Source organism: Frankia sp. CeD (assembly GCF_000732115.1).
Lineage (GTDB): Bacteria > Actinomycetota > Actinomycetes > Frankiales > Frankiaceae > Frankia > Frankia casuarinae.
This window is the reverse complement of record NZ_JPGU01000016.1, coordinates 1-11,082: the sequence shown is the minus strand read 5'-3', so window position 1 is coordinate 11,082 and position 11,082 is coordinate 1. Positions and strand designations below refer to the sequence as shown.

The following is an 11,082-nucleotide window of genomic DNA, read 5'->3' as shown; positions in this document are numbered from 1 at the left end:
CCGCGCGCAGCCCCGCCGGTGGCTGCCGGCGCCGGTCGAGCGGCGGGCCTGGGCGAGGCGGGACGAGNGCCGGCGCCCGGGCGNGGATCGAAGGGGGGCTGTCGGAGCTCGACGGAACGCGGCAGCAGGGCCGGTACTGTCACCGTGAACGCCCCGGGAAGCCTGACCGGGTCGAGACGGGTAGGCCCCCGCCTGTCCGGCGCAGGACGGAACTGGGAGCGCTGGGATTGCGGGGAGCGCTGGGAGCGCGGGGAGCGCGGGGACGAACCCGGCGGGGGCGCGGGCAGCGCGGTCAGACCGCCCAGGCTCAGCAGCCGGACCGCGAGGCCGCCAGGAAGATCCGGCCCATCGAGAGCAACCAGCCGTGCCTTGACCATCCGCAGGGCCGCCACCTCCCGCTGGCACTCCCCGCAGCGGGCAAGATGCGCGAGCGCGCGATCACGAGCGTCATGATCAAGCTGATGGTCGATGAGAGGCGAGATCCGATCGCNGAGATGCTCGGNCNCGCCCGCCGCTCCCGCGGAGCACCACCCTTGCTCCCGGCGGCGACGGGCCCATGCCGTCCCCTGCTTCTGGGCCGCCCGTCGTCGCCTCGGTCCCGACGCGGTCTGGTCGTGTCCGGCGGCGCCACGTCCGCCTCGGCGAGCTCCGCCGCCACCGGCCCGACGGCGGGCTCCGCGGTGAGAAGGGCGTCGTCCGAGACCGTCACGGCGGCGGACAACGCGGCGCCGTCACCAGTACGTGGCGCGCGATCAGCCAGCGCCGCGCGCAACATCGCCCGACCGCGCGAGATCCGGCTGCGCACTGTGCCCAGTTTCACGCCCAACGTCTGAGCGATCTCTTCGTAGGAGAGCTGCTCGATGTCGCACAGCACGACGGCGGCCCGGAAGTCGGGCGGCAGAGCGGCGAGCGCGGCCTCGACGTCCGCGTCGAGATGAGCCTCGGCGTAGACCGCCTCCGGGCTCGCCTCGCGGCCGGCCAGCCGCTCGGTGTCCTCGGGCAGCGCATCGAACCGGATCTTCTGCTGGCGACGCATGCGGTCGAGGAAGAGATTGGTGGTGATCCGGTGCAGCCACCCCTCGAAGGTGCCGGGGGTGTAGTCCGCCAACGACCGGAACACCCGGACGAACACGTCCTGCGTCAGGTCCTCGGCGTCGTGGGCGTTACCGGTGAGGCGGTAGGCGAGGCGATAGACCCGGTTGCCGTGCTCACGGACCACGTCTTCCCAGGAAGGAGGAACCCAACCAGAAGCTTCTGCGGTGGCGGCGACGCCGGCGGCGTCCGAGCCCGCCCCGGGGTCCTGAGCAGCCACGGCCGCCTCTCGGTCGGTTCGCGTCAAACGTACCCGACGAGCCGGCCAGGGAGCGGCGAATCCCGCTGCGGACACCGATGTTTCTCCCCTCGATCCTCGACACGATGCGCGTTGACCAGATGAACGCGCGTCCTCGGTCTCCCGTTCCCGTAGGCTGAGGAAGTCATGCCGGACACTGACATCGGCGAACTCGAGTCCGCCGCCGCCTATGCCGAGGGCTTCCTGCTGGAAGACCCGATCCTTCGCGCTGCCCGCGCCCGAGCCGAGGAGGTCGGGATCGTCCCGGTCAGCCCGGGTACCGGCGCGGTCCTACGCTTCCTCGCCGCTGCCGTGGGCGCCCGCGCGGTGGTCGAGATCGGCACAGGTACCGGGGTCTCCGGTACCTGGCTGTTGCGCGGGATGCGGCCCGACGGAACCCTGACCACCATCGACGTCGAGGCCGAGCACCTTCGGCTGGCCCGGCGCACCTACGCCGACGCGGGGATGNCCCCCGGGCGCAGCCGGCTGATCACCGGCCGCGCCCTCGACGTTCTCCCCCGGCTGACCGACGGCGCCTATGACCTCGTGTTCTGTGACGCGGACCGGCGTGAGGGCACCGAGTACCTCACCCAGGCCCTGCGGCTGCTGCGGCCGGGCGGCGTGGTGGCGTTCGCCAGCGTGCTGGCCTTGGCCCAGGGCCAGGCCACCGGCCCCGAGGCGGTGGCGGTCCGCGAACTTGCCACAGCTGTACGTGACGACGTGCGGCTTACCCAGATGCTCCTCACCACCGGCGGCGGCCTCCTGGTCGCCGTGGTCGCCAAGTCCTCCCCGGTCGGCTGACCGGCACCCCGGGCGGGTGACCGGCACCCCGGGCGAGGTGGCCGGTCCGCGGTAACACGATCGGGGCCGGCCGATCGTGCCGGTACCCGGTGGCTCCTCAGTGGGCGCGTAAGGTGCGCTTAAGCGTGACATTCCTACGCCTTGGGGAGTAAATGGCACCGGCCGCGCAGGAGTACCGGCGCTACGACGTCTACGACGACTACGACGACTACGGCGACTACGGCGACTACGACAGCCGGGCCAGGGACGCCTACGACAGCCGGGCCAGGGACGCCTACGACAGCCGGGCCAGGGACGCCTACGACAGCCGCGCCGAGCCACCGCCCGCCCCACGTGAGAGCCTGCTGCCCTACATCACGTTCGTCCTCGTCGTGGCGGTCCTAGCCGGGATCGCCGGTTACACGCTGAACCGCCTGGTGGGACCGGCGCACGGCGCGCGCTCCGCCCACCCGTCCGCACCGGGCGCCACCCCCTCCCCGACGGCCGTGCCCTCCCCGACGGCCGTGCCCTCCCCGACGGCCGTGCCCACCCCGTCGGCCGTGGGAGGCGGCCTCGCCGGCCTTACCGCCGAGCAGGTGGCGATCCGGCTGGCCGGCGCGGGCCTGCNGCTGCACACCACCGTCGTCTACAGCGCGGCCACCGACCCGGATCGTCTCCTGGGCCGGACGAACGGCTACACCAGCAGAATCGCCTTCAGCGATCCGCGGGTGGGCGTCAACGAGGTCTCCGGAAGCCCCGCGGGCGCGATCGAGCGCGGCGGCGCGATCGAGGTCTTCGCGGACGCGGCGAGCGCGCAGCAGCGGGCGACGAAGCTCCTCACCGTCACCGCCGACAACCCGCTCGTCACCGAGTACGTCTTCGTCCAGCGCACCGTGGTGCTCCGGGTCTCCCTGGTCCTCACCGCGGACATCGCCCGGGAATACGAGGCCGCGCTCCTGCGTCTCGCGGCCTGAGATCCCCTCGCGGCCCGGCAACATCCAGGACATCCAGGGGTATCGGGGTATCGGGGTATCGGGGACGTCTGGAACATCCGGGAGTTCCGGGGGCTCTACACTCAGGCCGCCGGTGTCTGGGATGGCCCACTCGACAGCCAGGTCAGCAGGGTACGCACCCCCCACCCGGTGCCGCCCCGGCTGATCTCGCCGTCGTCGGCGTCCGACCGTGCGGTGCCCGCGATGTCCAGATGTGCCCAGGGCCGCCGGCCCGCGAACTCCCGCAGGAACAGCGCCGCGGTGATGGAACCGCCCCCGACGTCCAGCGCCCGGCCGATGTTGGCAAGGTCCGCCACCGGCGAGTCGATCGCCGCCCGGTACTCCTTCACCAACGGCAGCCGCCACACCCGTTCCCCGGCGCTGTCCGCCGCGGCGGACAGCGCCGCCGCCAGCCGGTCGTCCGAGCTGAACAGCCCGGCGGTGCGCCGGCCGAGCGCCACGGCGATCGCTCCGGTCAGCGTGGCGAGATCGACGATGACATCCGCGTCGAGCGCGCCCGCGGCGTAGGCGAGGCCGTCCGCCAGCACCAGGCGGCCCTCGGCGTCGGTGTTCAGTACCTCCACCGTGGTCCCGCCCCAGCAGGTGATGACGTCGCCGGGACGCATGGCAGTCGCACCGATCATGTTCTCCGCCAGACAGAGCAGGCCGGTGACGCGCCCGGGCACGTTCAACGCCGGCAACGCGGTCATCGCCCCGANCNCCGCCGCCGCGCCCGCCATGTCGGTCTTCATGCCGGCCATCGGGACGGCCGGCTTCAGGGAGAGCCCACCCGAGTCGAAGGTGATTCCCTTCCCGACCAGGACCCGGTGACCATCGGTGAAGCGGCCCGCCGGCGAACCATCCGGCTCCGCCGACCCGATGGATCCCGCCGACCCGATGGATCCCGCCAACCCGGTGGATCCCGCCAACCCGGCCTCGCCAGAAGTCCACGGTGGCCCGTGATATTCGAGTTTGACCAGGTAGGGCGGCCGCGGGGAACCCTCACCGACGGCGCACAACCCCCCGAAGCCCTGCGCCGAAAGATCGTCGGGGCCGAGCAGGGTCGTGTCGAGACCCGCCGACGCGGCGATGCGCACGGCACGGTTCGCCAGCCACTCGGGTGACTTCACCAGACTCGGCATGTTGACCAGATCGCGGGCGATGTACACCCCGGTGGCCACCGCCCGCGCGGCGCCGACCGCGGCCACCGCCCCGGGCTCGTCCGCCCGACCGGTGAGCACGATGACGTTGCCGGGCGCGCCGTTCTCCGGCCCGGGCCGGCCGGCCCGGTCGGGCACTCCAGCGGCCCGGTCGGGCACTCCAGCGGCCCGGTCGAGCACTCCAGCGGCCCGGTAGGCGCCTAGCGCCAGGCCTTCGGTGAAGGCCCGCAGGCCCGGATCGCCGGGCTCCGCCACCACCGCGAGCCGGTCCGGTGCCCCGGCGCGGCGGGCGAGCGCGGCGCCCGCGGCCCGCCAGTCACCCGGTTGACCGGCGCCGATGCCGACCACGAGCAGCCGGGTCGGCCGAGCCGTCCGGGCCAACGGCACCACCAGCACCGAACCCGCATCGCCGCGCAGGGACTCGGACTCGACCAGCAGCGCAAGATCCAGTCCGAGATCGGCGCCGACACCGCGGGCAGTTTCGTCGAACACGGGTCCGTTCTCGGACGACGCGAGGACCAGGGCGACGGTCGAGGGCTCGACGTCGGCGACGGTGGCGGACCGTAGGGTAACGCCGGGAGGAAGCCTGATGAGCCCGTCGATCGCCGGGCCTGACGCGGAATCAACGATGCTCATGCCGGCCTTCTCACCGGGACCGCCGGACTCACCGGGACCGCCGGACCACGACGGAACCCGGCTGCCGCGGGACGGACGCGAGGACGGCGCACGCGGACGGACACCCGGGCGGACGCACGGACGGTTAACTGACCGCGGTCTTCAGGGCATCCCCCAGCGCACTCGCCTCGTCGGCGGTGAGTTCCACGACGAGCCGACCGCCCCCCTCCAGCGGGACACGCATGACGANGCCGCGCCCCTCTTTGGTCACCTCGAGCGGACCGTCACCCGTCCGCGGCTTCATGGCCGCCATCGGTGCACCTCTTCCTGCCGTCGGACCTGCATCTGACGACGATTATCCCGTAGACCGGACCGCAAACCNAAACACGTCTCTGCGCGGCATCACAACAGNCGCCCGCCGCAACATCGAGAGGTGGGCGTCGATGTTGACGACAACGCCTGCGCGTGTCCCTGCATAGGCCAGATCGATCGGCTACCAACAGTCGACTGTGATGCCACAGACAGTCGGCGGCGATCACTCGTCGATCTGTGGCGAGCGAGTATCCCGATGCCCGTCCGGCGATGGCGCGGTGTCGACGCGCGCGAAGGCGGCCAGCCGGACCAGCTCCTCGTCCCGCCGGGCCAGCTCCTCGTCCCGCCAGGCCAGCTCGTCGGCGAGCCGAAGCAGGACGGCGTCGACCTCGGCCATCCGGTAACCACGCAGCGCCATCCCGAACCGCGTGCGGGCAACGTCACCGGCTGTCACCATGCCGGCAGGTAGTCCGGTAGGAGCGCCGTCCGGCGGCGCCGGGGCGAGCCGATCGAAGCGACCGACGGCCAGCGCGGCCACCGCGAAGACGACGGCGGCCACGATCACAATCTCGATGACGAGCACCACGCATCCGATCGTGCCACGGCCCGCCGATCGTGGTGATTCTGGCAGGCTGGCCCGGTGCATGCCGACACTGCCCACCCGGCCCCGCAACGACTGGATCCGCAACGACTGGATCCGCAACGACTGGATCCGCAACGACTGGGTCCGCTACGACTGGGTCCGCGGACCTTCGAGCCGACCGAGCTGATCGTGATGGCGATCGTCAACCGCACCCCGGACTCCTTCTTCGACCGCGGGGCGACATACGGTGCGGCCGAGGCCTTGGCTGCGGTCGACCGTGCGGTCGACGAGGGGGCGGGGATCATCGACATCGGCGGGGTGAAGGCCGCGCCCGGCGGCGAGGTGAGCGCGGCCGAGGAGCTGCGCCGTGTGGGTGGCTTCGTCGCCGAGGTCCGGGCCCGCCATCCCCGGCTGGTCATCAGCGTCGACACCTGGCGCGCGCAGGTCGGACGGGTCGTCGCGGGTGAGGGCGCCGACCTGCTCAACGATGCCTGGGGCGGGGTGGACCCGGCGCTCGCCGAGGTCGCGGCCGAGTTCGGCGTCGGTCTGGTCTGCACCCACGCCGGCCATCTGCCGCCGCGCACCCGGCCGCACCGGATGGTCTACGACGATGTGGTCGCCGACATCGTCGCCACCACGGTGGGGCTCGCCGAGCGGGCGGTGTCGCTCGGGGTCCGGCCGGATGCGATCCTCGTCGATCCGGGGCACGACTTCGGNAANAACAGCCGCCACTCCCTTGAGGCCACCCGCCGGCTGCCGGAACTGGTTGCTACCGGGTGGCCGGTGCTCGTCGCGCTGTCGAACAAGGACTTCGTCGGGGAGACCCTGGACACCGGCATCGACGAACGCCTGGAGGGCACGCTGGCCGCGACCGCGGTCAGCGCCTGGCTCGGGGCCCGGGTCTTCCGGGCGCACCAGGTGGCGGCGACGCGGCGGACGCTGCGGATGGTCGCGGCGATCCGGGGCGACGTCGACCTCGCCGTCGCTCGCCGCGGCCTCGCCTGAGGAACAGGAACGGGCTCAGTCGCCTTCGACGATCTCCCGCGGGGTCGGGGTCGGGGGCGGAGGGGAGGTGACGGTCGCCGCTGTCACGCCCGCCTCCAGGAAGTCCACCGCCTCGCCGATGCCGGTCGCCCAGCGGAGGGTGTCCCGGGCGCGCGGGCGGACGAACCCGCGGTCGACCATCTCGTCGACGAGGATCCGCAGGTGGGCGAAGACCCCGTCGGGGTCGAGGAGCACCACGGGCTTGGTGTGCATGCGCAGGACCCCGGCGACCCAGACCTCGAGCAGCTCCTCGAGGGTGCCCAGGCCCCCGGGCAGCGCCAGGAAGGCATCCGAGCGCGCGTCCATGAGCGCCTTACGCTCCCGCATGGTCTCCGTGACGATGATCTCGTCCGCGTCCAGGTCGCTGACCTCCATCGCGACCAGCGCCCGCGGGATCACGCCGACCGTGTAACCTCCGCTGGCCCGCACCGCCCGGGCGATCGCCCCCATGCACGACACCGAGCCTCCGCCGGAAACCAGGGTGTGGCCGCGCCGGGCGAGCTCGGTGCCGGTCTGGGCCGCCAGCAGGACGTACGAGGGGTCGATCAGCTCGGAGGACGCGCAGTACACGCAGACGTTCACGGAATATCCATACCTGCGGGCCGGGTGTGCCCGGCGGTTCCCTCCAGGATGATGCGCACGGCCTCGTGGATGTCGTCGGTGATCGAGAGGATCTGCAGGTCCCGCTCCTGGACCAGGCCGGCGGGCAGCAGGGTCGTCCGCATCCAGTCGACGAGTCCCGACCAGTACTCGGAGCCGATCAGCACCACCGGGAACCGGGTGACCTTGCCGGTCTGGACCAGGGTCAGCGCCTCGAACAGCTCGTCGAGCGTGCCGAACCCACCAGGGAGGATCACGAACGCTTCGGCGTACTTCACAAACATCGTCTTGCGGACGAAGAAGTAGCGGAAACTGACACCGAGGTCGACCCAGTCGTTGAGCCGCTGCTCGTAGGGAAGCTCGATGCCGAGGCCCACCGACAGGCCGCCGNCCTCCNGGGCCCCACGNTTCNCCGCCTCCATCGCGCCCGGCCCCCCGCCGGTGATCACCGCGAAGCCGGCCTCGGCGAGCGCGGCGCCGAGCAGCCGGCCCTGCCCGTAGAACGGGCTGTCCGGGGGAATCCGGGCCGAGCCGAAGACGGTCACCGCCCGTGGCAGTTCGGCGAGCAGGCCGAAACCCTCGACGAACTCGCTCTGGATCCGCATGACCCGCCACGGGTCGGAATGGACGAACCCCGAGGGGCTGCGGGTGTCGAGCAGGCGCTGATCCGTGGTGGAGTGCTCCACCTGGCCACGCCGGGCAATGACTGGCCCACGGAACTGCTCCGGCGGCGGGATGCGGCGCTCGCGCCCCATCGCGATCCCCGTGTCGCTACCGGTCCCGGTCCCACCGCCTGCGGGAGCTCCCGGACGGGCCGAGGTTCCCGGATCGGCAGCGGGACCAGAAGCCCCAGAAGCCGTGGGACGTCCCACGGGCGGGTCGTCAGAAGAAGGCACGGCGCCCTCCTCCTCAGCAAGCGGCGGGGAGGGCGGCTCCGGGCTCAAGGACGGCGTCACCACGGCACCATAGGCCACGGCCCGACAGACACATCACGATGCCCGCACGGTAGTAGGACGACGGTGGACGAGGTCAGGGCGAGGCTATGGCGAGCTGACCAGGCCGAGCGACGCCCTTCTGGCCTCGTCCCGCACCATCCCGAAGTACTCGACATACTCGAAGGCGCCCCGGCTCGAGACCACGCGGGCAGGAGCACCCACCGCGACCGATCGAGCAGCAAGCGATCGGGTTACCACGGCATTGGCGCCCACCAGGGCGTCGTCTCCCACCTCAAGACGACCCAGGATCCTCGCTCCAGTCCCGATACTCACCCGATCGCCGATTGTCGGGCGACCGAACTTCTCGCCAGTACCACTCTTTCCTATCGTCACATCGTGTCCTACGTTGCAGTTCTCACCAATTTCACAGGCACCAATGATCACACCCCCAAAATGGGCGATAAAAAATCCCGGACCTATCCTGGCGGCGGGGGAGATCCAGATACCCGTCACGATCTGCGAAACCCGAGACAGAACGCGGTAGACAACCGTGCCCAAGAGCCGCCCTGCCGCCCCGGCTACGCCTTTCTGCGGACTTGCGACGAACGCACCGAACCGGTAGACGAGGATCGCCTGGAGGCCGGGGTTGTTCAGAACAGCAGCGATGCGACTGGCCCCGATCGAGCGGGGTCGACGGCCATCGTTGTCGTAGTAGACAAATCGGTCAATGTCCCGAAGAACAACATTCTTCAACGAACACTCCCCTGGCAAAAAATGGATGAGAAATGGTCGTCCACTGCCGGTAGATCGTTGATTTCAGCCGGCGGGTATAAGCCACTTCGCAGGGCACTGCCACAGTATCGTCGGGGCGCCAGCCGAAAAAATCTTGGAAGTCCGGCCTTTCTAAGGTCTGCCTGAATAGACACGCACATAGTCTACGAACAGCGTCTGCGGGAACGCGGAGGCCGGCGGAAGCGGGGGGCTCAGCTTCGCGCTGACGGCGACATCCATGATTATATAGAAGTCTTTGTTCCACAGCCAAACCGGCGTGTCCTTCGGCTCGAGATGGCGGATGAGAAGGCCGTCGAAATAGAAGTCGAGCCTGTTCGGCCCCCAGTCAAGAGCATAGTTATGATAGCGATCCGCAAGCGTGCCACCTGGGTAGACATAGTTCTTTCCCCGCCCCCACCAGCCGGCCTCCCAACGATTTCCAGAGCCATCCACTCCAACAATGTTGGTATGGACCGTAGCCGGCTCGTTTGCCGTCGCCTCGACGACATCGATCTCGCCGGAGCGAGGCCAGTCATAAATTCCGTTCGGCCCTAGGAGCCAGAGAGCAGGCAACGTCCCGGTACCGATCGGCAGCCGGGCCCGGAACTCGAAGTACCCATATCTCCAGGAGGCCTTACCGCGGGTCTCCACCCGGCCCGACGAGAAGTGAGTATCCCCACAGGTTTTTACGGGAGATTTCTCCGCAATCGCCGTCAGCTTGAGATGGCCCTTGCCGTCCAGGCCGACGTTACGGGGATCGGCCGTATAACAGGAGACGTCCGTCGGCCCCCATTTCCCCCCTTGCGTGATCAACCACCTGGCGGGATCAACCGAGGCGTTCGCCGGACCGTCAAATTCATCGGACCACAGCAGTCGCGGCTCCATCCCGTCATCCTCTCGCGGAGTCCGCGGACCATTCGGCGGAGAAACCTCTCCGGAGGATCGGGGACTAGAACCTGCCGAGGCGCCGGTCGCCGACGGTGGGCCGGATGGTAGCGCGGAGGAGGTCACCATGCCGCCAACGCCCGGACCAGCCACCGAAGGTCGAGGCGTGGCCTGCGGCGAACCAGATTCCCGTTTCGAGGTTCCACATCCCACGACCAGGCAGACGAGAAGAAGAGCGACCAGTCCTCCGCGTCGACTCAGTCTCCAACGCCTCACCCGAGGTTTCATCCACCACGCCCCACATCTTCCGCCGGCACGACCAGTTGACTCGACGGTAAGCCATCTCATTTTCCGCAGAAACTACCATCCGTCAGAGGAGGTGAGCAAATGGGGATCCCGCCGTCCTGGCGCAGGCATCATCCCACCACAAACCCGTAGGACACCCACAGCGACAACAAGAGAGCCATCGGTCGAGGAACGCCGCGGTCACCGGTCGATCGAAGCCTCGATTCGTGCATGCTACCGGGCTGATCATTAACCGTTACGGCTGCAGGGTGCTGACAGCGCCCTGGCCATACCAAGTGGGCAAGGAGCCTAGACGCCATTAGGCCGGCCGTTCCGCCTGCGGCGAATGGGTATCGCCGCAGCGTGGTTCGACGGAAGGTGACAGGCGATTCACAGCATGTGCTGATCGACTGGCGGGCGCGCGTCGCCACTCCGGGCCTCTGGCGTCAATACGAATCCGGCACGCCCTCCAGGTCCCACAGGGTGACCCGCAAAGTCTGTTTGTGCAGGTAGACGGTGTGAGACGGGGTGCGGGGGGCTGGGGCCGGTGGTGGTGTGAGGATCCGGGCCCGGCTGCTGTTTCGTCGCTGTGAGTAGCGCGTGTGAGGGTGGGTTCCGGCGCCGGCGGAAACGCCACCGATGACGTTCTGTGACAGCCGGTGGGGTGGGTGGGGNGGTGGGGCCGTGGGGTCCGGGGGAACAACGGCGGGCCACCACGGTGAGGGTGGCTGCGGTGAGGCAACGGGGTCCCGGTAGGACGGGGATTGCCTAGATCACCAGCCGTAGGGAG

The 11,082-nt window shown here is 69.9% G+C and carries 10 protein-coding genes and 1 pseudogene; 3 read left to right on the top strand and 8 right to left on the bottom strand.

Translation table 11 applies throughout. The features are described 5' to 3' along the window. Positions 1 to 631: 631 nt before the first annotated feature. A pseudogene (gene sigE, locus CED_RS26160) lies at positions 632 to 1,312 on the bottom strand (RNA polymerase sigma factor SigE); the annotation flags it as partial. A 165-nt stretch (positions 1,313 to 1,477) separates the two neighbouring features. On the opposite strand from sigE, the gene CED_RS11070 reads away from it, so the two are divergent. Further along, positions 1,478 to 2,131: an O-methyltransferase gene (locus CED_RS11070; protein WP_035910348.1), complete on the top strand. Its 654-nt coding sequence runs from the start codon at positions 1,478 to 1,480 to the stop codon at positions 2,129 to 2,131. Between the two features lie 152 nt (positions 2,132 to 2,283). Next, complete coding sequence (locus CED_RS11065) at positions 2,284 to 3,084, top strand: hypothetical protein (protein WP_035910346.1); 801 nt, start codon at positions 2,284 to 2,286, stop codon at positions 3,082 to 3,084. 101 nt (positions 3,085 to 3,185) lie between these two features. Here CED_RS11065 and CED_RS11060 read toward each other — a convergent pair whose 3' ends face one another. From CED_RS11060 to CED_RS21510, 3 genes are all read right to left on the bottom strand, one after another. Continuing rightward, positions 3,186 to 4,898, bottom strand: coding sequence for a M17 family metallopeptidase (locus CED_RS11060; RefSeq protein WP_035910345.1), 1,713 nt, complete (start codon positions 4,896 to 4,898; stop codon positions 3,186 to 3,188). 124 nt (positions 4,899 to 5,022) lie between these two features. Further along, complete coding sequence (locus CED_RS22530) at positions 5,023 to 5,190, bottom strand: DUF3117 domain-containing protein (protein ID WP_084680764.1); 168 nt, start codon at positions 5,188 to 5,190, stop codon at positions 5,023 to 5,025. A gap of 222 nt (positions 5,191 to 5,412) precedes the next feature. Continuing rightward, entirely contained in the window at positions 5,413 to 5,772 is a 360-nt protein-coding gene (locus CED_RS21510) for a DivIVA domain-containing protein (RefSeq protein WP_023841756.1), read from the bottom strand. Between the two features lie 192 nt (positions 5,773 to 5,964). Between CED_RS21510 and folP the strand changes: the two genes are divergently transcribed. Then, on the top strand, positions 5,965 to 6,777 hold the full coding sequence (gene folP / locus CED_RS11050; RefSeq protein ID WP_084680766.1) for a dihydropteroate synthase: 813 nt from the start codon (positions 5,965 to 5,967) through the stop codon (positions 6,775 to 6,777). Positions 6,778 to 6,792: 15 nt separating this feature from the next. On the opposite strand, the gene CED_RS11045 is transcribed toward folP, so the two are convergent. The 4 genes from CED_RS11045 to CED_RS11030 form a co-directional block, all read right to left on the bottom strand. Then, on the bottom strand, positions 6,793 to 7,398 hold the full coding sequence (locus tag CED_RS11045) for a TIGR00730 family Rossman fold protein (RefSeq protein WP_011438214.1): 606 nt from the start codon (positions 7,396 to 7,398) through the stop codon (positions 6,793 to 6,795). Continuing rightward, a complete protein-coding gene (locus CED_RS11040) occupies positions 7,395 to 8,171 on the bottom strand; it encodes a TIGR00730 family Rossman fold protein (RefSeq protein ID WP_035910344.1) in 777 nt (258 codons plus the stop codon). The genes CED_RS11045 and CED_RS11040 overlap by 4 nt, the downstream gene beginning before the upstream one ends. A gap of 285 nt (positions 8,172 to 8,456) precedes the next feature. After that, positions 8,457 to 9,104: a serine O-acetyltransferase gene (locus tag CED_RS11035; protein WP_011438216.1), complete on the bottom strand. Its 648-nt coding sequence runs from the start codon at positions 9,102 to 9,104 to the stop codon at positions 8,457 to 8,459. Positions 9,105 to 9,254: 150 nt separating this feature from the next. After that, positions 9,255 to 10,007, bottom strand: coding sequence for a glycoside hydrolase family 16 protein (locus CED_RS11030; protein ID WP_023841754.1), 753 nt, complete (start codon positions 10,005 to 10,007; stop codon positions 9,255 to 9,257). Between the last annotated feature and the right edge of the window lie 1,075 nt (positions 10,008 to 11,082).